General features: G+C 38.8%; 23 protein-coding genes and 1 pseudogene. 16 read left to right on the top strand and 8 right to left on the bottom strand.

The genetic code is table 11. The annotated features are described in order from the left end of the window. Positions 1 to 89: 89 nt before the first annotated feature. The 16 genes and pseudogenes from AO058_RS13685 (at position 90) to AO058_RS13615 (ending at position 18,255) form a co-directional block, all read left to right on the top strand. On the top strand, positions 90 to 2,504 hold the full coding sequence (locus AO058_RS13685; protein WP_075327060.1) for a multicopper oxidase domain-containing protein: 2,415 nt from the start codon (positions 90 to 92) through the stop codon (positions 2,502 to 2,504). 5 nt (positions 2,505 to 2,509) lie between these two features. Continuing rightward, entirely contained in the window at positions 2,510 to 3,826 is a 1,317-nt protein-coding gene (locus AO058_RS13680) for an APC family permease (protein ID WP_075327059.1), read from the top strand. Positions 3,827 to 3,933: 107 nt separating this feature from the next. Continuing rightward, entirely contained in the window at positions 3,934 to 5,613 is a 1,680-nt protein-coding gene (locus AO058_RS13675; RefSeq protein ID WP_075327982.1) for a multicopper oxidase family protein, read from the top strand. A 69-nt stretch (positions 5,614 to 5,682) separates the two neighbouring features. Then, positions 5,683 to 6,255, top strand: coding sequence for a serine O-acetyltransferase (locus AO058_RS13670; protein WP_075327058.1), 573 nt, complete (start codon positions 5,683 to 5,685; stop codon positions 6,253 to 6,255). Positions 6,256 to 6,303: 48 nt separating this feature from the next. After that, complete coding sequence (locus AO058_RS13665; RefSeq protein WP_075327057.1) at positions 6,304 to 6,690, top strand: DUF302 domain-containing protein; 387 nt, start codon at positions 6,304 to 6,306, stop codon at positions 6,688 to 6,690. A 15-nt stretch (positions 6,691 to 6,705) separates the two neighbouring features. Next, positions 6,706 to 6,879, top strand: a complete 174-nt coding sequence (locus AO058_RS18405) for a hypothetical protein (RefSeq protein ID WP_156101175.1) — start codon at positions 6,706 to 6,708, stop codon at positions 6,877 to 6,879. 206 nt (positions 6,880 to 7,085) lie between these two features. Beyond that, a complete protein-coding gene (locus tag AO058_RS13660; RefSeq protein ID WP_057481168.1) occupies positions 7,086 to 7,982 on the top strand; it encodes an IS1595 family transposase in 897 nt (298 codons plus the stop codon). Positions 7,983 to 8,247: 265 nt separating this feature from the next. After that, positions 8,248 to 8,934, top strand: coding sequence for a DUF2231 domain-containing protein (locus AO058_RS13655; protein ID WP_075327981.1), 687 nt, complete (start codon positions 8,248 to 8,250; stop codon positions 8,932 to 8,934). Positions 8,935 to 8,943: 9 nt separating this feature from the next. After that, positions 8,944 to 10,440 (top strand): FMN-binding glutamate synthase family protein, encoded by a 1,497-nt coding sequence (locus AO058_RS13650; RefSeq protein ID WP_075327056.1) that lies wholly within the window; start codon positions 8,944 to 8,946, stop codon positions 10,438 to 10,440. Between the two features lie 102 nt (positions 10,441 to 10,542). Then, the gene (locus AO058_RS13645; protein ID WP_034892168.1) at positions 10,543 to 11,250 is read left to right on the top strand and encodes a PepSY domain-containing protein; all 708 of its coding nucleotides are present in this window, start codon (positions 10,543 to 10,545) and stop codon (positions 11,248 to 11,250) included. 37 nt (positions 11,251 to 11,287) lie between these two features. Further along, the gene (locus tag AO058_RS13640) at positions 11,288 to 11,860 is read left to right on the top strand and encodes a DUF3347 domain-containing protein (RefSeq protein WP_051931246.1); all 573 of its coding nucleotides are present in this window, start codon (positions 11,288 to 11,290) and stop codon (positions 11,858 to 11,860) included. Positions 11,861 to 12,200: 340 nt separating this feature from the next. Further along, complete coding sequence (locus AO058_RS18250; protein ID WP_083634187.1) at positions 12,201 to 12,479, top strand: helix-turn-helix domain-containing protein; 279 nt, start codon at positions 12,201 to 12,203, stop codon at positions 12,477 to 12,479. A gap of 78 nt (positions 12,480 to 12,557) precedes the next feature. Continuing rightward, complete coding sequence (locus AO058_RS13630; RefSeq protein ID WP_051931249.1) at positions 12,558 to 13,565, top strand: potassium channel family protein; 1,008 nt, start codon at positions 12,558 to 12,560, stop codon at positions 13,563 to 13,565. Between the two features lie 113 nt (positions 13,566 to 13,678). Continuing rightward, positions 13,679 to 13,999: a four-helix bundle copper-binding protein gene (locus tag AO058_RS13625; protein WP_034892172.1), complete on the top strand. Its 321-nt coding sequence runs from the start codon at positions 13,679 to 13,681 to the stop codon at positions 13,997 to 13,999. A gap of 335 nt (positions 14,000 to 14,334) precedes the next feature. Beyond that, positions 14,335 to 14,499: a hypothetical protein gene (locus AO058_RS18570; protein WP_166636578.1), complete on the top strand. Its 165-nt coding sequence runs from the start codon at positions 14,335 to 14,337 to the stop codon at positions 14,497 to 14,499. Positions 14,500 to 15,295: 796 nt separating this feature from the next. Continuing rightward, positions 15,296 to 18,255, top strand: a pseudogene (locus AO058_RS13615) (efflux RND transporter permease subunit). A 108-nt stretch (positions 18,256 to 18,363) separates the two neighbouring features. On the opposite strand, the gene AO058_RS13610 reads toward AO058_RS13615, so the two are convergent. The 8 genes from AO058_RS13610 to AO058_RS13575 all read right to left on the bottom strand — a co-directional run bounded on the left by AO058_RS13610 (position 18,364) and on the right by AO058_RS13575 (position 23,858). Next, on the bottom strand, positions 18,364 to 18,849 hold the full coding sequence (locus AO058_RS13610; protein WP_034892175.1) for a heavy-metal-associated domain-containing protein: 486 nt from the start codon (positions 18,847 to 18,849) through the stop codon (positions 18,364 to 18,366). 27 nt (positions 18,850 to 18,876) lie between these two features. After that, positions 18,877 to 19,716, bottom strand: coding sequence for a hypothetical protein (locus tag AO058_RS13605; protein WP_034892178.1), 840 nt, complete (start codon positions 19,714 to 19,716; stop codon positions 18,877 to 18,879). Between the two features lie 11 nt (positions 19,717 to 19,727). Beyond that, positions 19,728 to 20,126 carry a hypothetical protein gene (locus AO058_RS13600; protein ID WP_013073423.1) on the bottom strand — a complete coding sequence of 133 codons (399 nt, stop codon included), beginning with the start codon at positions 20,124 to 20,126 and terminating at the stop codon, positions 19,728 to 19,730. 25 nt (positions 20,127 to 20,151) lie between these two features. Then, complete coding sequence (locus AO058_RS13595) at positions 20,152 to 20,529, bottom strand: heavy-metal-associated domain-containing protein (RefSeq protein ID WP_197055441.1); 378 nt, start codon at positions 20,527 to 20,529, stop codon at positions 20,152 to 20,154. Positions 20,530 to 20,663: 134 nt separating this feature from the next. Further along, on the bottom strand, positions 20,664 to 21,011 hold the full coding sequence (locus AO058_RS13590) for a nuclear transport factor 2 family protein (RefSeq protein ID WP_034892182.1): 348 nt from the start codon (positions 21,009 to 21,011) through the stop codon (positions 20,664 to 20,666). Between the two features lie 54 nt (positions 21,012 to 21,065). Beyond that, on the bottom strand, positions 21,066 to 21,521 hold the full coding sequence (locus AO058_RS18400) for a hypothetical protein (RefSeq protein WP_075327054.1): 456 nt from the start codon (positions 21,519 to 21,521) through the stop codon (positions 21,066 to 21,068). Further along, the gene (locus AO058_RS13580; protein ID WP_034892187.1) at positions 21,518 to 22,711 is read right to left on the bottom strand and encodes an MFS transporter; all 1,194 of its coding nucleotides are present in this window, start codon (positions 22,709 to 22,711) and stop codon (positions 21,518 to 21,520) included. The genes AO058_RS18400 and AO058_RS13580 overlap by 4 nt, the downstream gene beginning before the upstream one ends. Positions 22,712 to 22,736: 25 nt before the next feature. After that, positions 22,737 to 23,858, bottom strand: a complete 1,122-nt coding sequence (locus AO058_RS13575; protein ID WP_034892190.1) for a permease — start codon at positions 23,856 to 23,858, stop codon at positions 22,737 to 22,739. Positions 23,859 to 23,942 lie beyond the last annotated feature (84 nt).

The raw sequence follows: 23,942 nt of genomic DNA, 5'->3' as shown, positions 1-23,942 counted from the left end.
GTAGAATATTTTCAACAGGATCGATCTTTTTAGCCTTGTTAAAGCCTTACTATTGAAACCTAAAATATTTAGACATTAAAATATCAAGAATGAAAAATAATTTTTTTTTAATATTAACTTTGTGTTCAATGATGATTTCCTATGGCCAACGGCACATGGAAAAATCTGTTGAAGGAAATATAAATAATTTACCGGTACACGAATATAACCTGACCATAGACCAGGAAAAGGTTACTAAAGCCGAAGGCAAAGAGGTCATGGGGATGACCATTAACGGGGGAATCCCCGGCCCGACCCTGGAATTTACCGAAGGCGAATATGCGGTGATCTATGTTGAAAATAAAATGGATGTGGAAACTTCCATTCACTGGCATGGGATGATTTTGCCAAATTTCTTTGATGGTGTCCCTTATTTAACCACGCCACCCATTAAACCGGGCGAAACCTTTAAATATGAATTTGAGATCAAACAACATGGTACATACTGGTACCATTCCCATACCATGTTACAGGAACAAAGTGGGGTATATGGCTCTCTGCTAATCAATCCAAGAGAAAAAACATTGGAGTATGACAAAGACCTGGTGCTGGTACTTTCAGACTGGACCAATGAAAAGCCAAAAGATGTGCTTAGGTTTTTAAAAAGGGGCACAGAATGGTACAATATTAAAAAAGGAACAGCTACTCCCCTAAATCAGGTGATCAAGCGTGGAGCTTTGGGCGCACAAATTGATTTTTGGAGACAACGGATGGAAGGTGCCGATATTGCTGATATTTACTATCCTGCATTTTTAATAAATGGTGAGGAGAAAATAGAATATCCCGAATTCAAGCCTGGGGAAAAAGTTAGAATGAGAATTATTAATGGAGCTGCCTCTACTTCTTTCTGGATGACCTTTGGAGGTAATATGCCTACGCTGGTTTCTGCTGATGGTGTAGATGTAGTGCCGGTGGAGAAAAATAAAACCTTTATTGCAGTAGCAGAAACCTATGATTTTATTGTCACCATACCCGATGATGGCAAAATGGAATTTAAAATTACTGCACAGGATGGTTCTGGGACAGCTTCAGCTTTTCTAGGCACCGGTAGGATACTTCCCGCCCCTAATGTGCCCAGGCCCGATAAAATTGGGATGATGCAAAAAATGGCAAAAATGGATATGAAAATGGGGGCACCAGCCCTTAAATTCAATCCAAAAAATGTTGATCCCTATGAAATGATGGATAAGTGGGGAATGCAAATGGATGAGATGGACATGGAAGCGATGAACCATGGCGATATGAATATGAAAAAAGAGGGAGATATGCAGGCCATGGACCACTCTAAAATGGATCATTCCAAAATGGACATGAAGAAGGACTCCACAATGGCCAATAAGGACCATAGTGTGAAGATGAAAAAGGACTCTATGAAAATGGCCGGTGGCGGGAAAAAAACCATGCAGATGGATAAGATGAAAGGAATGGAGCAAGGAAAAATGCCGGGTATGGATATGTTTTCAGAATATAACTATGATTACCTGGAATCTAAAAATCCTACAACACATCCCGAAGATGCGCCTGTAAAGGAAATCCTGCTGAATTTAACCGGAAATATGGCCCGCTATGTTTGGAGCTTAAACGGGGTGCCCCTGGCCGAAACCGATAAAATAAAAATTGAAGGTGATGGGGTTACCAGGATCACCTTTAACAACCTTACCATGATGCACCACCCTATGCATCTACATGGGCATTTTTTCAGGGTAATTAATAAAAACGGAGAACATTCCCCTTTGAAACATACCGTCAATGTCCCGCCCATGCAAAAAGTGACTATCGAGTTTTATGGGAATGAATATGGCGATTGGTTCCTGCATTGCCACATCCTTTATCATTTGGATTCCGGAATGGCGAGAGTGGTAAGTTATGACACTAAAAGGGACGAACGTATGAAGCCTTTCCCATTGAGTAACCTAGTAAGGGAAACCAATAAATTTTATACCTGGGGAATGTTGGATGCCGCCTCACACATGACAACATTAAATGTGGTAAGTTCCAATATAAGGAATCAATTTAACGTTTTGGCAGAATACGGCTGGAACGAAAATATTGAAGCAGAATTCACCTATGAATATTACCTCTATGACTGGGTACGTTTGTTTGCCGGTGTGAATATGGAGAATGAAATGAAGGATAGTATGGAAGAACTCAGTACCACCGCCATTGGAGGTATTAGGTATTTTACTCCCTATATGTTTGCTTTAGACCTTCGTGTAGATAATAAATTGAGGCCCCAAATTAGCCTTGCCCGGGAAGTTATGATCTTCCCTCGACTTGTTTTATTCGGGGAATATGAATTCCAGGCAGATTTTGGCTGGGTCAATGATCTTGAACCAGGAAAAGATTTTGAAGATGAGCAAGTATGGAGCGCCGGGCTGGAATATTTTCTTGGTAAGAACTTTTCATTAATGGGAAGTTACGACAATAGATTTGGCGCCGGAGGTGGATTATCATTACGATTCTAAACAATATGGGAAATTATAAAGAAAACAGTCTAAGCCTGGTGGGTGCAATATCAATGGGAACCAATGTTATGATTGGTGCAGGGATCTTTGCGCTTCTTGGTCAAGTGGCAGAACTTTCTGGTGAGTATTTTCCAATAGCTTTTATTGTGGGTGGAATTATATCAGGATTTAGTGCTTATTCTTATACCAAAATGTCCAATGCGTATCCATCTGCAGGAGGTATCGCCATGTATTTGGAGAAAGCTTATGGAAAAGGTATTGTAACTGCTTTTGCAGCTTTGCTGATGACGTTCTCTATGATTATTAATGAAAGTCTGGTGGCCAGAACCTTTGGTAGTTATACGTTGCAATTGTTCGATGCGCCAAAAGACAGTTATCTCATTCCTGTTTTAGGGGTGGGCCTACTCATTTTAGCCTTTGTAATTAATATTGCGGGCAATAAGGTAATAGGGAAATCCTCCCTTGCCATGGCGGTCCTCAAAACCGGTGGATTATTGATCTTTGCCGGAGGGGCTATCTATGCCTCGGGTTTTGTAGTGTCAGATTTGGTGCCTTCAGGAGGTACCGGCGGGGAAAGGGGGGTAATGGAGTACCTTGGAGCACTGGCTTTATCTATCCTTGCCTATAAGGGTTTTACTACTATAACCAATAGTGGTGGTGAAATTGTGAATCCACACAAAAACGTGAGCAGGACCATAGTTATATCTTTATTGATCTGCGGGGTGACCTATTTACTGGTTTCCTGGGGGGTTATTTCCAATCTAAATATTCCTGAAATCATTGAGGCCAAAGATTATAGTCTAGCTGAAGCTTCCAGGCCATTATTTGGTCAATTTGGTTTATGGTTTACCGTGGCTATTGCTATTATCGCCACTATTTCTGGAGTAATTGCCAGTGTTTTTGCAGTTTCAAGAATGACTGCTATGTTAACCGACATGAAGTTGATACCTCACAGTCACTTTGGTATGAAAGGGAGTATACAAAAGCATATGCTGGTGTATATTATAGTAATTGCCATTGTGCTTACTATCTTTTTCGACCTTTCCAGGATAGCCTCCCTTGGCGCAATATATTATTTGGTGATGGATATTATTATTCATTGGGGAGTGCTTACCAAAATGAGAAAGGACATAGAAGCCAAAGCTGGGATCGTAATAAGCGCAATAATTCTGGATGTGGTAGTTTTGGGTTCCTTCGTTTATATTAAAATAGAACGTGATCCCACCCTAATTTGGATAGCATTTGGTTCTATGTTGCTCATATTTTTAGGTGAAAAATGGTTTCTAAATCGAAAACCTCCAGAAAAAGGGGCGGTAGATTAGCTGTTAAGCAGCCTGCGACTTTTAAGTTGTCGAAGTATCTAAAATTTAAGCGGGGCTGTAACTTTCCTTGTGCTGAAATTGTTACGGATGCCATTCAAAATAATATAATGATGAAAAAAAACGTAAACAGAAGGAATTTTATACAAACTGCAAGCCTGGCAGCAGCAGGTTTCTATGTAATGCCTTTTTTTGCCTCCTGTAAATCGGATACCTCCACCCGGCATCCTGAGACCGTAAATAAAATGGACAAGGATTTTATTGCCGATTTAGATCTACAACTTACCGCATTACCTTCCCAGACCAGCATCTATCCAAACAGTAGTACCAAAACATATTCCTATAAAGCATCTATCATAAAAGGTAGCGAAGATAATTTACAAAATATAGAGGGTAGCTATTTAGGACCTGTTATTCGGGTAAAGAAAGGGGATAAGGTTAGGGTGAGGTATGAAAACCAGATTCCGGCCGAATCTATTGTGCACTGGCATGGCCTGCACGTGTCTCACGAGAATGATGGCCACCCAGAGCATGTAATAAGTGAAGGCGAAACCTACTATTATGAATTTGAAGTAATGAACAGGGCTGGAACGTATTGGTTTCACCCACATCCGCATAAACATACCGGGGAACAGGTATATAAGGGACTGGCAGGATTGTTTATCGTATCTGATAAAGAAGAAGGAAAATTAAATCTACCCCAGGGTGAATATGATATTCCCGTGGTGATCCAGGACAGGACTTTTAATGATAATAAACAGCTCCAATACCTGGGCGATGGAGAGATGGATCGAATGCAGGGTTTTTTAGGTGAGCAAATATTGATCAATGGTAAAATTGATAATACCCTGAACCTGGGCGCAAACGGGAAATATCGTTTAAGGCTCTTAAACGGTTCCAATTCCAGGGCTTATAAGTTGGCGTGGGACAATGGTGAACCTATCACAGTATTTGGTGTGGACGGGGGGCTATTGGAAGCGCCAAAAAAATTGCCCTATCTAATTTTAGGGCCAGCGCAGCGGGTAGATGTATGGTTGGATTTATCTCAACAGTCAGAAAATAGTCGTATTAAACTGGTCCATTTACCTATCCCACTGGACATGATGGGTGGTGGCATGATGAATGGCGGGATGATGGGAAATAGCAGTAGCAATCACTTGCCTTATGACACTCAGTTTGATATTCTGGAAATAAAGGTGGGGGCTTTCGCAGAAAACAATGCTCAATTACCTGGTGAGCTCAGTTCTTTCAATACATTGGCGGCCACAGATGCCATCAATAAAGACAATCCCAGGACTTTCACCTTCGCTATGGGCGGAATGATGGAATGGACCATTAACGGTCGCACCTATAATGGCACCGAAGTAGCCGAAGAAGAGACCGTGAAATTAGATACTACCGAAATTTGGCGTATCAATAATGGAAACCAGTTTTCTTCAGATTCTGATGATGACAGCGGAATGATGGGCGGAGGAATGCATGGCAACGGTGGAATGATGGGCGGTCAGGGAGGCATGGGAAATATGATGCAAATGCCACATCCTGTTCATATCCACCAATTACAATTCAACATCTTAAACCGAGACGCTGATAAGGTAGATGATAAGCTTTGGGAAGCAACCAAAGACGGTTTTATCAACGAAGGCTGGCAGGACAGTGTTTATCTTTTACCAGGAATGCAAATGGATTTGATCATGCGATTTGAAGACTATAAAGGATTGTTTCTATACCATTGCCATAATCTGGAGCATGAGGATATGGGCATGATGAGAAACTTTAAAATAGTGTAGAAAGAACAGGATAAGAGAATTAAAAAAAACTGAACGATGAAATTTTTATTAACTCTAAAACAAAGTAAAATGAAAACAATTGTAAAAACCTTAATGATTATAGTAGCAGTAGGAACATTGATAAGTTGTAAATCAACATTTAACGCTTCTGAAGCAATGGATGTTCCAGACAATCGAAACGCTGTTTACCAGGAAATTATTTCGAACCCAAACCAATTCAATGAATTTATTGATCTGGCACAACAAGACGAAGGGGCAAGAAAACTCATGATGCAAAGCCATATGCAAATGATGGAATCTGGCAAGATGAAAGCCATGATGCAAAAGAACCCGGGGATGAAAGAAAAGATGAAATCCCACATGGAGAAAATGATGGATGATCCTGAAATGAAAGAAAAAATGCATAAGATGATGCAGGAGAGACTGGACAGGAATCCAGAAATGAAGAAAAAGATGAAAGAGAAAATGATGAAAGATCCGGCTATGAAAGAAGCAATGATGGAAGAGATGCATTCCAAGATGAAATCTAATCCCGAAATGGCCGAGAAGATGATGGATAAAATGATCCAGTTTTTGCATGAGAATCCTGAGCTTATGGAAAAGATGAAAGCCAAAATGAAGGCACATCAGGAAAAGATGTAAATTTTAAATGCAGTCAAAAAAATTGTAAAACGCATTAAATAAAAAATCATGGACTATTATTTTAACAAAAGCCTTAAAGGAAATTTCGAAGAGGTAATCGTTAAAGTTACCGAGGAATTGGAAAAAGAAGGTTTTGGGGTATTAACAGAGATCAACATTACTGAAACTTTGAAGAAAAAGCTGGATGTGGATTTTAGAAACTATCGCATTCTTGGAGCCTGTAACGCGCCTTACGCTTATAAAGCTCTAAAAACGGAAGACAAGATTGGGGCTATGCTGCCCTGCAATGTGATTGTACAGGAAAAAGAGGCAGGAGAGATAGAAGTAGCGGTGGTAAATCCCATTGCTTCCATGCAGGCGGTGGAAGATGATGCGCTAGGCAAAGTGGCTAAAGAGATCAAGGTAAAACTTCAAAAAGTTATTTCGAACCTTTAATTAAATAATTGAACAATGAAAAAATTCAGAATTTTACTGTTAGTCTTATTTGTGGGAACTTTTAACCTTACCATGATTTCCTGTAGGGAAACCACCGAAGATGACCACGGCGATATGGAAATGGAACAGGGAGGGATGGAAGGTGACGATATGGAAATGGACCATAATGAGTCTATGGATCATGATTAGAATCTGGGATTAAAGTTTAAAGGAAATGGAGGGATCGTTGTTTATGATAATTAGTTGAAGTCTTAAATTCCCTCCTTTTTCTTTTTTCATTGTAGAATTCCAAACCATATAGCGATATGGCAGATATTTAAGATACCCGGTATGGATTTTAAATTTATTGAGTTATACATATAAGAGCCGTATATTAGCCCTTGTAAACATTGATTATGGATAAATTTAAAGGTAAAAATATCCTAGACTTTATGAAAGTCTTTCCGGATGATGGGTCATGTAGGGAATATTTGGCTAACTTGAAATGGCACGATGGATTTACTTGTCCAAAATGCGGTCATACTAAAGGATGCTTAAAAAAAGACCATAAGTATCATTGCTATGGTTGTGGAAAGGTAGAATCTTCAACGGCCGGAACACTTTTTCATAAGGTCAAGTTCGGGCTACGAAAAGCCTTTTGTATCGTTTTTGAGATGAGTACAACTAGCAAAAGCCTCTCCAGTATCCAAATGGGCGAACGTTATGGTATCCGCCAGGGCACAGCCTGGTATTTTATGCACAAAGTACGCTCGGCAATGGAAAGCAGCAAAAAACATCCTTTGAAAGGTTTGGTTCATGTCGATGAATTTATCATTGGCGGACAAGAAGAAAATGCTCCTGGCAGAAGCTACAACACCCGTAAAACCAAGGTTATAATAGCGGTGGAGCTTAATGAAGAACGCAAAGTTAAACGTGCCTACGCCAAGGTAATTGACGATTATTCCGCCAAGTCATTTACCCCATTGTTCGAACAGCATATATCTGAAGAAGCAAAGGTGGTTACCGACAAATGGCGAGGTTACAGCCCATTAAAGAAAAAGTATAATATCGAGCAGGTACCTAGTAATAAAGGAAAAAATTTCAAGGAACTTCATATTATAATCCACAAGATAAAGTCTTGGTTGAGGACAGTTCATGCGCCTATTTCAAAACAACATGTCAGAAGGTACCTGGATGAATATTCATACAGGTTGAATCGATCACAGTCAAAACAAACCATTTTTCACAATAATATAAAGAGAATGATACAAGGAAAACCACGGCTACATTCCCAAATTATTAATGGTAGCTAAATGTATAGCTCAATAAATTTATTTTTCGAGTTATCAATTTAAGTTCCATTTTAAATCACCAGAATAATGCGGGTACTTCTAAATAATTTAAGATGTTTGGGCCTAATGAATTTACCATTAAGACATATTTACATTATACTCTGCCACCAATCCACGAATATTTTCTACAATTTATTGGTGGATTCCTGGCTCCTTTGCGCATTTTTGGGCAGATTAAGAATATTCTATGCTTCCGGTAATTAACTTTATAACTCCATTTATTTTTATGAAAAATTTTGTCTTTATATTCTTTTTAATGATGTTGCCATTATTACTCCCGGCGCAAGACGATCATAATCATTCTCCATTAGGTCAGGAACAGGGATTAGACCCCGATACTATAACCACAAATATAGCTACAGAAAATACCAGGCAGGATCCGGCTTTAGGATCAGAAGATAGTTTCAGGGAAGTTAAGGCGGCGCTTGATGATTTTCCAAATCTTCATCCTTTGGTGGTTCATTTTCCCATTGTTTTGCTTTTACTGGGGGCATTTTTGCAGCTAATTCAGATTTTTACTCTGAAAAGGAATCTGGATTGGATAATCCTTTTAACCGTAGGCGGAGGGTTTATCGGTGCCTATATAGCCGGGGTGTATGCCCATCCCCATACCCAGGATTTAACTGAAATGGCCAAAAAAGTATTAGAACAGCATGATAAATTTGCCGAATGGACCATTTATTCCAGCGCAGTTGCTGCTACCTTAAAATTGATCAGCTTATTTTTATTGAAGAAGAACCGGGTTTTTGAAATTTTTGTATTCCTAATTCTTGCTTTTTCAGCATATTCTGTTGCAGAAGCAGGACATTATGGTTCCCAGCTGGTATATATAGAAGGAGTGGGCCCTCAGGGCGAATATCTTGAAACTGAAAAAACAGATGGAAATAGCAAAGGCGAAGGACACTCGCATTAAATTGGATTTATGAGAATTTTTTTTTTAATAGGTTCTTCAGTATCCGCGGTAGGACTTATATTAATTATATTGTGGCGGCCGCATCTATGGTGGATAGCGATTTTATTGCTTCCTCTTTATATATTGGGCTTTAAAGATTATTTTCAAAAAGCAGACAATATTCAGCGTAATTATCCTTTATTTGGTAGGCTTACCAATTTATTAGAAGAACAACGTCACGTTTTGCAAGAAGCTTTGTTTCTCAACCGCGCCGAAGGTATGCCCTTCAATTGGATCCAAAAGGAAATTGTATATAAGCGGGCCGCAAATGCAAACATGAATCAGCCATTTGGCACCCAGTTATCTTATGAGAGTACTGGCCGTGAATGGTTTTTGCATTCTACATTTCCCTCAAAGGAATTTCGCGATAATTTTCGTATTAATATTGGAGGTCCAAATTGTACTAAGCCCTACAGTTCAAGTATTTTGAATTTAGGGGCAATGAGTTATGGCTCTATTAGTAAAAATGCTACCCTGGCTTTTAATGGAGGGGCTAAAATAGCGGGATTTGCACAAAACACTGGTGAAGGGGGGCTTACACCTTATCATCAAAAATACGGGGCAGATCTAATCTTTCAATTTGGCACCGGATATTTTGGATGCCGAAATGCTGAAGGGAATTTTGATGCTGAAAAGTTCACTGAAATAGCCCAGAATGATCTCGTAAAAATGATCGAGATTAAAATCTCACAAGGAGCTAAGCCAGGTTTTGGTGCTATACTTCCTGCCAGTAAAAATACCAGGGAGATTTCAGAATATAGGGATATTGAAGCACATACAGAGATTCATTCCCCGGCGCACCACAGTGCTTTCAGTAACCCTAACGAGTTGCTTAAATTTATCAAAGAATTACGTGATCTTTCCTCTGCAAAACCTATAGGGATTAAACTCTGTATTGGTTTAAAACTCGAATTTGATGAGATGATTGAAATATTTTCGAAAAATAAAGAAAATAATTTTCCAGATTTTATTGCGGTAGATGGAGCAGAAGGTGGTTCTGGGGCTGCAAGCATGGATGGATTACATTGGGGCGGAACACCTTTAATTGAGGCGCTCCACTTTGTGGATATAACTTTAAAAAAATATAATCTGCGCAAACATATTAAGGTTATAGCTGCGGGAAAAATAATTTCTTCTTTTGATATTTATAAAGCATTAGCCGTTGGGGCCGATGCTTGTTACAGTGCCAGGGGTATGATGTTTGCCCTGGGGTGTGTCCAATCTTTAAAATGCAATTTAAATACCTGCCCTACCGGAATAACCACTATGGATTCAAAGCGGGTAAAGGCTTTGGTAGTTGAGGATAAGAAACACAAAGTGGCTAATTATCATAAAAACACCATTCAGGGTTTAAAGGAATTGTTACTATCAATGGGTATCTCAGATAGAAATGGAATAAACAAAACCAGTATTGTAAGAAAAATTAGTGAGTCGGATAGTAAATCCTATAGTGAACTTTATAAGTGATCTTTAATGACTAAAAGTAAATTTGTAATGGATTACGTAGGTAAACGTAAACATAATTGCAAACGTAAAAAGAATAATCTAATATATGGAAGTTAATTAGAAATGGTGAAGAGAAAAACAGCGATGAAAATTCGTAAAGCCCATCGATATCTGGGAATCTTTATAGGCATTCAGTTCTTGATGTGGACTATTAGCGGGATGTATTTTAGCTGGACCGATATCGATGAAATTCACGGAGATCACTTTAAAAAATTGCCTCCTGAAACTTCAAATTTTGAAAATCTTGCCGGTATTTCCACGCTCATTCCAGAAATGAAAATTCATAGTATTAGTTTAAAAGAAGTTTCGGGAATGCCTTACTATTTTGTAAACAACGAAAAACTGGTACACGCACAAGATGGCAAAGTTATCGATGAAATTTCAGAAGAAGATGCCAAGAATATTGCGCAACGATATGTAAAAGATGATTTTAAAATAATTTCAGTAGAAAAAATCAACAAAGTCGGGGATCATCATGAATACCGTAGTGGATCTTTTCCGGCTTATGTTATTAATTATGCCCAACCTAAAAACCTAAAAGCCTATGTGGGTGCTACCGATGCAAGTTTTAAAACGGTACGTTATCGCGACTGGCGTTGGTTCGATTTTCTTTGGATGACCCATACCATGGATTACGAAGGAAGGGACGATTTTAATAACCTTGTACTACGTATTTTTTCTCTTATGGGCCTTATAACGGTCTTGAGCGGTTTTTTACTCTGGTATATTTCATCACCATCAATAAGAAAATTTCAAAAAAAATTCAAATAAACCTAATTTTGAACATTAATAGCGATAAAATCGGAAAATGAAAAAAATAATTAGAAGCATAACAGTTTTAAGTCTCATTGCTGGAAGTTTAGCGATATTCTCCTGTAAAAATGACCAAAACACAAAGGATGCCCCAAAGCCTATGCAAAATGAAATGCACCAGCCAAACATTGATGAAAATGCTGAAGCAAAAGGCTATGAGGATGAAGGATTGCAAGCAGAATTTAAGGATGAAAAAACTGCTGATCTCTATGACCTGTATGTAGCTATTAAAGACGCATTTGTAAATACCAATTCCCAAGCCGCTAGTGCAAAAGCAGCAGAACTTGCGGAAACGGCAACCAATAAGAAGGGTATAGTGGCTATTGCAAATGAAATTGCAGAAAGCGGTAATATAAATAAGCAGCGGGAAGCTTTTTCTAAACTTACAGAAGCTATGGAACCTGTTTTAAGGAATGCATTAGCCTCTGGAGAAATCTATAAGCAATACTGCCCCATGGCTTTTGAAGGAAAAGGAGACTATTGGTATTCAAATTCAAAAGATATTTTTAATCCATATTACGGAAATAAAATGTTGAAATGTGGTAGAGTTCAAGAAACAATCAAATAAGCGTAAGAATAACTTGCTTGGTTTTCGCACCTTGTAGGTTGTTCAAAAGTTTTTGGGTCAAAGTAAATAAAGGGTGCATAAATAAACGTGGTGTGCTAGAGGTGCTTATAGTGGTAAAAGAAATTTTTAATAATTTGAATATTCCTTTTTCCGTGGTAAACCTTTGTGAGGCCATTATAGAAAGGAAGCTCTCTGCTGTTGAGAAAGAGCAACTATAAACAGAATTTGAAAAATTAGGGTTCGAGATCACTGAAAGCCGTAATGAAAAATTAATTAGATAAAATCCTTAATTATTAAAAAGGTTTATTCAAAAGACACCGCAAACGATAAATTTTCAACTATGCCTAGCTCGCACCTGCACTTCGATTATAGACATATAACCCACATCTTTACAGATAGGGAGGGACAGAGTATTCAGCAGCTTTACATCTCGGTTCGAATTGAACGCGTAAAAGAACTTTTAAATTACGATGATTGGAGTATCGCGATGATTGCAGATAACCATGGATATTCCACAGCCGCCTATCTTTCAACTTCATTTAAAAAGGCAACTGGGCTTTCCCCTTCAGGTTATAGGAAGTTACAAGTAAAAGACCGGAAAAGTATAAATATGGTCTAAGTTTCCCTTGGTATGGAAGTTTAACAGGGTTAGCTTGTTCAAGGGGCTACTTAGGTCAAATAAAATAAAGCATAAAATATGAACATTCTTTCAATCTTAGGCATAATTATTTATCTATTAATTGTGTTAGATGTTATTCAAACAACTCTTTCCTTGCAGGGTGGGGGGTGGTTAACCAGCCGGTTTTCCCATTTTTTCTGGAAAGGATTTTTAAATATTTCTGGCAAAGACGGAAGCTCAAAATTTTTAAGTCATGCAGGTTATATCCTGCTTATTGCAATTGTAATAATTTGGGTCTTTGCCCTGTGGAGTAGTATGGTGTTGATTTTATATTCCAATCCTGGATCAATAATTCAAAGTTCCACCAAGACCACCGCAGGATTATGGGAGGTAATATATTATAGCGGTTTTACCCTCTCCACTCTGGGCGTTGGTGATTTTATAGCCGCAGGAAATTATTGGAGGCTACTAACCACTATTTATTCCTTTACAGGTCTTATTCTTCTTACTATGTCGGTAACTTATTTTATTCCCGTTCTTTCAGCAGTTATAGACCAACAAAAATTGGGGATAAAACTTAGTACCTTAGGAAGCACACCGCAAGAAATTGTACTTAATTCCTGGAATAAAAAAGACTTTTCAAGACTGACGAATAAAATTGATGATATATCCGACTCTATTATTAAATACAGCCAGCATCATAGAACATATCCGGTTATTCATTATTTCCACAACCCAAATCAAAGTAACAATGTAGTTTTGCAACTGGCGCGCCTATACGAGGCATTAGTTATCCTTACCCATAAAATAAAAAAGGAAAAACAGCCCCCCTTAGAAGATATTCGGCCTTTGATTGTAGCTTTTGAAAATTATTTTAAAATTATATCTGAAGTTACCCATATCAATATTAAAGAAAAAAATACTGCAAAAATTTCGGTTGCAATTTTGCAGGAACACGGCTTGGTGTCTACCACTATAGAACAAAAAGATATAGAAGAAAAATTTATGAAAAAACGCAGATTTTTCAAGACCTTATTATTGCAGGATGGCTGGAAATGGACACAATTAGAAGAAAAAAAGCCTTAAAATTTTAAGGACTTTGTTAAATACCTTTAAAATTGAAAGATCTTAGCATAATTTTAAAACCCACTTTGGTTTTTAGTTTATAATTTCGACATAAACCATTAAAAATAAATATTATGAGAAATGAAAAATTAATTAATGCACTTGGAAATTGTATTAACCATTGCAATTATTGTGCTGATGCCTGTCTTGATGAAGACAATGTAAAGATGATGAAAGATTGCATTAGAATTGACAGGGTATGTGCTGAAGCCTGTGCTGCTTTAAATCAAATTTTAGCCACGAGTTATAGCGATGTGAATGCCCTGGTTGAATATTGTAAAAAGGTATGTCAGGATTGTGCAGATGAATGCGATAAGCATGATCATCAACACTGCAAGGATTGTGCGCAGGCTTGTAGAGAATGTGTAGAAGCTTGTGAAGCTTATCTGGCTTAATTGTAACTGGGACCCGGTTTAGGCCGGGTTTTTATTTACGATTTAGCAGGCTATGTTAGTTTTTGAACCTATTTGAAAACTACCTCAATGTTTTTGAGGTCGCAACTGGTCAATTGCCAGTTTGATGCTCTTAATCTATAATATTTTGTGCTTTCGCAGTCCTTAAAAACTACTCTTTCCTTTCACTTTCATATATGCGTTTAAAGTAATTTCAGGGCGGTTTTTTGCCTGAGGTTACTTAATAAAATTAGGACGATCATATCTTTTGATTCTTAGCTAATTATAAGAAATAACTCTTAACTGGACAATTTTACCAATCATATAAATATAATATAATGAGTGCAAATAGAAGAGATAGAAGAAAAAATAAAAACCGGAAAAAGACAAAATACAAGAAAGATACTATTTCTAAAAAAGATAAAATTTATGGTATTCTTGCTTTGGTTATTTTATTTTTCGCAGCCTTATTTGCTGCCATTTCTTTTGCTTTTATGGCTTAGAGTATATATTTAAAACCTAAATTATGATTAATACTCTTTATCGAGTTATCAATTTAAGTTCCATTTTAAATGACCAGAATAATGCGGGTACTTCTAAATAATTTAAGATGTTTGGGCCTAATGAATTTACCTTAAAGACATATTTATATTATATTATGCCACTAATCCACGAATACTTTCTACAATTTATTGGTGGATTCGTGGCTCCTTTGCGCATTTTTGGGCAGACTAAGAATATTCTATGGTCCCGGTAATTAACTTTATAACTCCAACTCTTTATATTAAAAATATGGTGTGTGCACGCTGTATAAGCTCAGTCGCGTTTATCTTAGATAAGTTGAAAATTTCTTACAGTGTCATCAAACTGGGTGAAGTATATTTAGAATAAGAATTAAATGAACAAACAAAAACCTTTTGAAAAAAGAACTTCGGAATTCTGGTTTTAGTCTAAAAACCGATCGAAAAAGTCAACTCATTGAACAAATGAAAAGCCTGGTAGTGGAAAAAATTCACCACTCCAATAAGTTACTCGATATAAAATGGCCAGAATTTATAAGTGAAAAATTACATCTTAACTATAAGTACCTTAGCTCTTTTTTTCTGCTGTAGAAGGCATAGCATTTGAGTTATACATCATCAACCAGAAAATTGAATGTGTTAAAGAATTCATTGATTATTATAAATTGACTTTAAGTGAGATAGTTTTTAAACTAGATTATAGTAGCGTTGCCTATTTAAGCAATCAGTTCAAAAAAGTAATGTACTGAGCGTCACCGGGTTTTACCTCGCACGTAATATGAACGTGGATGTATTTCCAGACCTTACCGCGCCTACCGTGACCATACTAACGGAAGCACACGGAATGGAAAGTGAAGAGGTAGAGAAACTAGTGACCTATCAGCTCGAAACCGCGATGAACGGTTCGCCGAATGTAAGAAGGATTCGTTCTTCCTCAGCCGCCGGGATCTCCATCGTTTGGGTTGAATTCGACTGGGGTACTGATATTTACAAGGCAAGACAGATCGTAAGTGAACGTATTCCAATGGTTCGTGAAAACCTACCCACAGGAAAAGGAGCTCCTACTATGGCACCCATTTCCTCGATTATGGGAGAAGTAATGCTATTGGGAGTCACTTCAGATAGTTTGAACCCAATGGAACTAAGAACATTATCTGACTGGCAGATACGTCCACGGATCAAAGCCATCGGAGGGATTGCAAACGTGGTGGTGATTGGAGGAGATTATAAACAATACCAGGTTTTTGCCGATCCCGGAAAAATGAAATATTACGATGTAAGTCTCGAAGAATTAACCGAGAAGGTTAAAGAGGCAAATACGAATGCTCCCGGTGGTTTTCTGAATCAATACGGAAATCAATACATCATCAAAGGAAGTGGTAGGGCTTATGCGATAGATGATCTGGAGGAAGCTGTGGTAAAACAGGTAAACGGTCAGAGTATTAAAATAAAGGATATTGCGGAAGTACAGATAGGCGCTGCCGATAAGATCGGGGATGGCTCCCTGAATGCGGAACCTGCGGTTATTTTGACAATTTCCAAGCAGCCCGATGTCAATACGCTGGAACTCACGGAAAGACTGGATGAGGCCATTGCCGAACTGGAAACAAGTCTCCCTGAAAGCGTGGAGATCAAAAGTCAGATCTTCCGACAGGCAGACTTTATTGATGCTTCCATCAGTAACCTGAATATGACCCTGCTGGAAGGTGCCTTTTTCGTGGTCATCGTGTTATTCATATTCCTGATGAACTGCGTACTACCCTAATTTCGCTATTGGCGATCCCAATTTCGTTACTGGTATCGATTATCGTATTAAAAATGCTGGGCTATACCATCAATACCATGAGTTTGGGTGGAATGGCAATTGCAATTGGAGCACTGGTAGATGATGCTATTATTGATGTGGAGAATGTTTATAAACGCCTGCGCGAGAATATTCGAAAACCTAAAGCTGAAAGGCAGTCGGTGATCACCGTGGTAAGGGATGCATCGGTGGAAATTAGAAGTTCCATCATCATAGCAACCCTTATCATTATCGTCTCTTTTGTGCCGCTGTTTTTCCTTGGCGGAATGGAAGGCCGATTGCTGAAACCTCTGGGAATTGCTTTTATCACTTCAGTATTGACGTCGCTGATTGTAGCGGTAACCGTTACTCCCGTGCTGTGTAGCTATCTTCTGAAAAAGGAGAAAATGCTGAAAAAGCAGTCCGAAGGAACAAAAGTGGAAAGATGGTTACAGAAGGCCTACGCCGATATTCTAAATCGTGCCTTAAAGATCCCTAAAACCGTGATCACGGTAACAGTGGTTGCTTTTTTACTGAGTATTGCGTTATTTACGCAATTAGGAAGAAGTTTTCTTCCTGAATTCAACGAGGGATCACTAGTGATAAGTGTGGTGGGGCCTCCATCCATGTCGCTAGAAGAAAGTAATAAGACTGGAAACCAGGTAGAGCAATTATTGCTTGAAATGGCTGAAGTGGATGTGGTTACCAGAAGGACTGGTAGGGCTGAACTGGACGAGCATGCCCAGGGAGTAAATGCCGCCGAGATCGATGTACCATTCACCCTGGAAGATAAATCGAAGGAGGAGTTTTTTGAAGAGGTACGGAAGAAATTAAGTATCGTTCCGGGGGTTAATATTACGCTGGGGCAGCCCATTGCTCACCGTATCGATCATATGCTTTCAGGTACGAGAGCCAATATCGCAATTAAGATCTTTGGACCCGATCTTCAACAGCTATATGAAATAGGTAAAAACGTGGAGGAGAATATTACTCCTATCGATGGGCTTGCCGATGTAGCTGTTGATCAGCAGATCGAAGTACCACAGATCAAGATAAGCCCAAAACGACAGATCCTTTCAGCTTATGGAATGACCGTAGGACAGTTAATGGAGCAGGTAGATATCGCCTTTGCCGGTCACGAAGTTGGTGAGATTTATGAAGGTCAGAAGTATTTTGACCTGGTGGTGCGTTATAAGGAGGATGTTAGAAACAGCATTGAAAAAATCAGAACTGCCTTGATAGGATTGCCAAATGGTTCACAGGTTCCATTGGAACAGCTCGCTAGTGTTTCTTCTGTAAGCAGTCCTAATACCATTAGCCGGGAAGATGTGCAAAGGAAAATCGTTGTTGCTGCCAATGTGCAGGGTCGGGATTTAAGAAGTGCGGTGGAAGAGATCCAGGTAACCGTGAATTCTTCAGTGACTATTCCCGAAGGTTACAGGGTACAATATGGCGGACAATTTGAAAGTGAATCCAGAGCTTCACAAATGCTGTTGATCACTGCCATTATTGCAATCTTCGTGATTTTCCTCCTGTTGTATTTTGAATTCAACAATGTGAAACTCGCTTTTGTTGTGCTTATCAATTTACCCCTGGCTTTGATTGGTGGAATCTTAATCGTATACTTTACTTCAGGAATTGTAAGTATAGCTTCCACGATAGGTTTTATCAGTTTATTTGGGATCGCGACACGAAACGGAATTCTGCTGGTTTCGAGATATGAAGATCTGCGGAAGGAAGGCCTTAGGGGTTATGAGCTCATTAAATCTGGTGCGCTCGACAGGTTAAATCCAATTCTGATGACCGCGTTTACCACAGGACTGGCACTTATTCCGCTAGCTTTAAAAGGAGGCGAACCGGGAAGTGAGATTCAAAGCCCAATGGCGGTGGTGATACTTGGAGGATTGCTCTCAGCAACGGTACTAAAACCTGGTTGTGATACCTTGTGTGTATGAATTAGTTACGAGGGAAGATTAATTCATTTCTAAAATTTTAAAAAAAATTGGCGGGCTCGATGTAGAGTCCGCCATTAATTAATGTTCTTTAAAACTCCCTTTTTCCGGCTAATAAACCTGGGTGATATTTAATTTCCACTTATTAGTTAAATTACCGTCTTCTTCATCCTGAACTATCCCTTTTACTTTTACAATTCCGGGTTTTAACCTGGAACGTAAGTTGGTAGAAGTTGCTTCAGCTATCTTAAAAGTTTCTTTCCCGGTTTGTATTGCATAAGTGCCATCCTGCTCAACGAAGTTGCCCTTTATAACTATTTCGGCATTCTTAGCTGAAAAACCATTCTTTTTTACTTCCTCCTGAATTTGCCTAAGGCTCAAGTTATTGTTATTTGCCAAATCAAGATAAGCTTTACCGTCATTCAGGCTAACCTGCACTTTTTCCAGGCCATCCAATTTTTCAAGACCTCGCTCCAGTCCATAAGCACAGGGGGCACAGTCCATTCCAAACACTTCCTGATCTATTTTCTGAATCTGGGCATTGGAACTAAAACTTCCAAATACAACAACTACAATTAATAATACTATTTTTTTCATCTGTTTATTTTATTAAATTTATTTATACTATAACCAATAACTTAAATTAATGGATACCCGATAGTTTTCTTTGATTGCCTTTGGGGTTAAATCCTGTACCACTGGAAACAGCGCTCCGAAAGAAATACCCCAAGCCCCGTAAAGTCCTAAGAATGAAGGTCCCACTAATACTTTTTTGCTACGTTCGTCTGTAAAATTTTGTTGACCGGTATATTTATTGTCTCCTGGAAACTCGACTAATGATTCAATAAAAACCCGCCAATCGGGTTTAGGATAATCCCCCATAAAAACATCGGGACGATAACCTATCACCATGCTTGCATAGGGTAAATCGCCTAATTGCTCGTTGTCCTTTTCAAAATAATATTGGTAACCGCCACCTAACCAGGCGTACCAGGTACGTGAGGCATATCCCGTAGAAATGGCCCCATGGATAGAGTTCCCTACATTCACCTGTCCGCGAACATCCTCAGTAGGGGCAGATACACCTAAAATTGCTGTGGATTCAAACCTCTTTCCTACCCCAAAAGCATTTGAAAAAAAACGATACCACAAAGCAGCCTCGATATCTCCATTGGAAGGCATCATACTATTTCCACGGGTTCGTGGAGCATTTTCCAGACGCTCAATCACAGTAGGAGTGGTAAGGGTAACCTGTAAATCTTCCGTAATGCCATAGAAAAATGTATACCGAAGCATATAAGAGGCCTCGTCTTCGGTCGCTATACTCATTCCGGAAGCGTTCATGTTTATACCGCCTTTTGCCAGGGTGGGGGTTTGTAATCCATAAATTGGGCCATGCCCCTGGGCTTCTACTTTATACAGTGTCGATAACCCTATGAATAGGATCAAAAAATAATTTTTCATGTTTTGTAAATTTAAACTTCTAAAAATCTTTGAATGGGCAATAGTAAATAAGCAGCAAACAATCCAAGGACATAAAGGCCAAAGGAAAACCAAAGAATGGCTTTGCTCCATCTTGTTGCTGTATCACATGCGGTCTCATTTCCGTTTTCATCGATCTCGCAGGTTTGGTTTCTTTTTCTTCCGTAGAACAACCAGAAATTAAAGCCTATCATAATCCCGGCAATCAGGAAGGTCCAGTCTTTATATTTGCTCATGGTAATGAGCCAGGGCAGGTCAGAAGCCAATCCCGCAACCACAGCTCCCATTCCCAGGGCAACCAGTAGCGAAGGCAGGGCGCAACACAGTAAGGTGGAAACCGAGGTAAAAAGGGATCCTATACTTACGAAGTCTTCTTTTATTTTAGCAAACATCTTTATTGTTTTTATACAGGTATCTCTATCCGTTTACAGAAGCCCCCTTTTCGGTTACAACTTCCACTTCAAACCCACGGTCTTTGATAAGGGAGAGTATCTTTTCTTCTGAAATCTGCTTTGGATCATATTCAATTATCGAGGAGCTTTTATCAAAGCTTGTTTCACTTTTAATAATGCCTTTTTGCTCCTTCAACATTGAATCGATACCATTAGCACAACCGGACTGGCAATGCATGCCTTTAATTTTTAAGTGTAAGATTTTTTCCGTCATCTCCTTTTGGATTTTAAATTCAATTTGATTTTCATTTTTCTGATCCATAGCGCTAGCGGTATTTCCAGAAAACGCAAGGGTCGTTCCGGTTAACAATACCGCGAATAATTCTTTATGTAAACCTATCATCTTATAATTGATTTTTAAAAATTAACTATGTCAAAATTAGGGGCAGCAGGGGGGTGGTAACCAAATTAGATTTTATTTTTTTCTTTAAAAAAATCCTACTGCTTAATCTTCTAAAAATCTGAAATATTCTTTTTTCATTTTTTCTTTCGGATAGTATAATGAATGGTCTGGGCAATTATCAGCCCCTCGCGCACTATGTAGGAATCTGCTCCGTCATCTATTTGTGAACTGTCTGAATATGCAGTCCATTCCAGAAAAGCTATTTCATCTTCAAAAAGAAAATTGATATAGTTAAACTCCGCTTCGGGGAAATCCTTTATCAGCATTTTATTTAATTCCCTTAGTCCTTCATGTCCTTTATAAATACCATGCGTAGTAAGCAGGATCAAATCTTTGGAAAAGTTTTTCTGCAGATCCTCTTCTATAGATCCCTTTTTAGAAAGTTCTAGATGATCTTTTAATACTTCTTCTGTAGTTCTCAAAGGCTAAAAATTTTAAATTTAAACTAGGCTTTAAAAAATTGTTTGCAGCACATTCTATTTTTCGGGATTAGCCCTTATGGATACCTTATTTGTTGTTGAGACCCAAATATTGATCACTGCTGCCAGTATAATTATATTTTTCATTACATATTGACCTTTCATAGTTAATACAAATGGGAAATGGGAGAACATTTTTTCGGGAAAAATGAAGAAGGTTGAAAAAGTTCCTAACATATGCAGGAAAAGTAAGCCTAAAGCCCATTTCAAAAACTTCCCCGATAACAAGCATATGCCAATAAGGCTTTCACAAATAGCCAATACAGGCATACAACTTCCTTGTGGAAAGAAATGGCCGCTCAGGGTACAAATGGTTGAGGAAGCTAAATCTTCCGCCGGGCTCAGCCCAACAAAAAATTTAACCATCCCAAACCAGATGAAAATTATGCCAATGCTCCACCTTAAAAAGGTTATGGCCTTACCAGAATCTAAATGGTTGTTGTAGCTTATCATTTAGTTGATAATTTTATTTCTGTCTTTAAAAGTTTTGCGGCTACAATCGTAAATACTACCTGTACAACCGCAAAAATAATTAACGCCTGATCTAACCCTAATTTCAATAATTCCCCAAACAATAAGCTCCCAAGGCCAAAGCCGGTAAACAATGCAAAAACATTCAGTCCCATGGCCTGGCCTCCCTTTGTTTTACCACCCAATTCGGTTACTATACCTGCAAATAGAGGTTGAGTGAGGTCGTATCCCAAAGAGATCAAGGTGACTGCAAGGGCCGCGACAAGAACGGGTATTTCCAGGGCGAGACTGGCTGTTGCTATGGCCGCTGTTGCCAAGCCTGTTAAAATAATAGGATATCGCCCCCTGCGATCGGCTGCGCGCCCTATAAGGGAACCAAAGAAAAATCCTGGCAGGCCATAACCCAGAATGGCCAAACCAATTTCTATTGGCCCCAGATCATACTTTTGTACAAAATAGACCCCTAACCAGGTATAAATACCTGAATGGAAGATCCCATTCCAGAATACAAATAAATAGGTCCTTAACCCGCGTGGGAAAGCAAGTAGCCTGTAAAACCCACCTACCATTTTTTTGAATGAAGTACGATTGGATTTATGAGGTTCCTGTTTCCAGCCCATTCGGGCTACCTGTATCCACAAAGCCAAAGCGGCCAAGAGGGCAGTTGCCAAAAATAACATACGCCAGCCTGTATAAGGTTCCAACATTACCCCGGCGGTAGAACCTAAAGCCATTCCCCCTTCCATAGCGGCAAATAAAAGTCCCAGGGGTCTCCCTCTCTCTGAAGGTTTGAACATATCTCCTACAAGTGCCAGGGACATTGGCACCACACCGCTTGCCCCTAAACCCGTTAGCAATCGTAACAGGATGAGTTGTGAAGCAGATTGCACCAGGGCGGTTATCGCTGTTAATACAATAAAAGCCAGTAGGGATATTTGAAGTATGCGTTTTCTTCCAAATTTATCGGATATGAAACCATAAAACAGGACTGAAACTCCGTAAGCCAGCATATAAGCTGGTACTATAAGACCAATCCGCTGTTCTGATACATTAAAAATAGTTGCCAGTTTAGGAATAAGTGGCGCTATCATATACGCCTGAAAAAATATTAAGCCCGCTGCCATGGCCAGGGGAGCAAAAATGGTTTTTAAGGGTTTATTTAGATTGTCCATTATTGGAAGGTTTTGAAATTTATATTCATTTGGCTTTTTGAATAAACTGCCATCTCACAATTAGCAGAACAATCCCGATGATCCCAAAAATAATATTCAGATAAAAAGTATGGGAATTGGTATCAAAACTTAGCATGTTTTGTAAAGATTCAGGGCGTGCTGTGGGAATTGCATTAAAAACGGCAAAAAGATAATGTACGGTTATCCCGGCAGCTACCATACATACGTATAGCAATAGAGACATATAGATGGTAAATTTCCAGCCGTAGTACTTTGCATTAAGATATATTACCGTAGCCGCAACCAGGTCTGCTCCCAGGAAAGCCATTACCCCGGCAAAAGAAGCATTTTTTGACCATAAGATCGCCGCCAATGGTATATTGCCCAGGGAACCAACAAAAGTAAAGACAGCCAGGATAGGAGCTACCAAAGCATGTTCCACTATTGCGAGGAAAGACTGGGTTTCGGCACCACTTTCAAGAAAAATTGAATTCCAAAAACTGTCGGGTACAAAAGCCGAAACGATTCCTGCAATGGTAAAACCTATCAATACTTCTTTGTAGGCCATTTTCCATTCTCCAAGAAATTTATAGCTGATGATTTTAATCCCTTTCTTAGAAGTAAGCTTTTCATACCATTTCATTCCCTCGGGAGAAGGGTGTTTCAATTCTTCGGCTTCCAGTTTTTCGGCATGTTCCTTTCCGGCCCGGGCAACTTTTTTTGATATAAAAAAGCGGTACAATAAATAAGCATATATAATCATTATTGTCCCGAGTGCGAAATTGGCAACAACAAATTTCCATCCTACCAACAGCCATAATACTATTCCTGTTTCTATTACAAGATTGGTAGTGGCTATTAAAAAAGAAATAGCATTTTTAGGATGGGCACCCTTTACCATTACTGATCGCGTGGCCGCCAGAGAAGCGAAAGAACACGAAGAAGATATAAAACCAAAAAATCCGCCAAGACTCATTTGCTTTATCCCGGTTTTACCTAACACATTGGACATTTGTTCCCTGGTGACCAAAGTTTGGATAGCAGCGGAAAGGATATAGCCTAAAATAAAAGCCCATAAAGTATACCATATTAATAATCCGGTAGTTTTTAAAGATTCGACAAGGAGTTGTAAAATATTTGATTCCATAATGGGTTGGTTTTGATAAATATTTATTTAAAAATGCATTAAACAAAAATTAAAGAGGTGCCAAACATAAAATCGAACATAGGG

The sequence above is a fragment of the Salegentibacter sp. T436 genome, from assembly GCF_001932675.1.
Taxonomy (GTDB): domain Bacteria; phylum Bacteroidota; class Bacteroidia; order Flavobacteriales; family Flavobacteriaceae; genus Salegentibacter; species Salegentibacter agarivorans.
This window is presented reverse-complemented; position numbering and strand designations above follow the sequence as displayed.

Coding starts and splice junctions, on each gene's coding strand:
- AO058_RS13650 (WP_075327056.1), top strand. CDS start 8,944: ATGAGAATTTTTTTTTTAATAGGTTCTTCAGTATCCGCGGTAGGACTT.
- AO058_RS13665 (WP_075327057.1), top strand. CDS start 6,304: ATGGACTATTATTTTAACAAAAGCCTTAAAGGAAATTTCGAAGAGGTA.
- AO058_RS13655 (WP_075327981.1), top strand. CDS start 8,248: ATGAAAAATTTTGTCTTTATATTCTTTTTAATGATGTTGCCATTATTA.
- AO058_RS13660 (WP_057481168.1), top strand. CDS start 7,086: ATGGATAAATTTAAAGGTAAAAATATCCTAGACTTTATGAAAGTCTTT.
- AO058_RS13645 (WP_034892168.1), top strand. CDS start 10,543: ATGGTGAAGAGAAAAACAGCGATGAAAATTCGTAAAGCCCATCGATAT.
- AO058_RS13595 (WP_197055441.1), bottom strand. CDS start 20,529: ATGATAGGTTTACATAAAGAATTATTCGCGGTATTGTTAACCGGAACG.
- AO058_RS13575 (WP_034892190.1), bottom strand. CDS start 23,858: ATGGAATCAAATATTTTACAACTCCTTGTCGAATCTTTAAAAACTACC.
- AO058_RS13605 (WP_034892178.1), bottom strand. CDS start 19,716: ATGAAAAATTATTTTTTGATCCTATTCATAGGGTTATCGACACTGTAT.
- AO058_RS13680 (WP_075327059.1), top strand. CDS start 2,510: ATGGGAAATTATAAAGAAAACAGTCTAAGCCTGGTGGGTGCAATATCA.
- AO058_RS13580 (WP_034892187.1), bottom strand. CDS start 22,711: ATGGACAATCTAAATAAACCCTTAAAAACCATTTTTGCTCCCCTGGCC.
- AO058_RS18405 (WP_156101175.1), top strand. CDS start 6,706: ATGAAAAAATTCAGAATTTTACTGTTAGTCTTATTTGTGGGAACTTTT.
- AO058_RS13600 (WP_013073423.1), bottom strand. CDS start 20,126: ATGTTTGCTAAAATAAAAGAAGACTTCGTAAGTATAGGATCCCTTTTT.
- AO058_RS18250 (WP_083634187.1), top strand. CDS start 12,201: ATGCCTAGCTCGCACCTGCACTTCGATTATAGACATATAACCCACATC.
- AO058_RS13610 (WP_034892175.1), bottom strand. CDS start 18,849: ATGAAAAAAATAGTATTATTAATTGTAGTTGTTGTATTTGGAAGTTTT.
- AO058_RS13640 (WP_051931246.1), top strand. CDS start 11,288: ATGAAAAAAATAATTAGAAGCATAACAGTTTTAAGTCTCATTGCTGGA.
- AO058_RS18570 (WP_166636578.1), top strand. CDS start 14,335: ATGAGTGCAAATAGAAGAGATAGAAGAAAAAATAAAAACCGGAAAAAG.
- AO058_RS13625 (WP_034892172.1), top strand. CDS start 13,679: ATGAGAAATGAAAAATTAATTAATGCACTTGGAAATTGTATTAACCAT.
- AO058_RS13675 (WP_075327982.1), top strand. CDS start 3,934: ATGATGAAAAAAAACGTAAACAGAAGGAATTTTATACAAACTGCAAGC.
- AO058_RS13670 (WP_075327058.1), top strand. CDS start 5,683: ATGAAAACAATTGTAAAAACCTTAATGATTATAGTAGCAGTAGGAACA.
- AO058_RS13685 (WP_075327060.1), top strand. CDS start 90: ATGAAAAATAATTTTTTTTTAATATTAACTTTGTGTTCAATGATGATT.
- AO058_RS18400 (WP_075327054.1), bottom strand. CDS start 21,521: ATGATAAGCTACAACAACCATTTAGATTCTGGTAAGGCCATAACCTTT.
- AO058_RS13630 (WP_051931249.1), top strand. CDS start 12,558: ATGAACATTCTTTCAATCTTAGGCATAATTATTTATCTATTAATTGTG.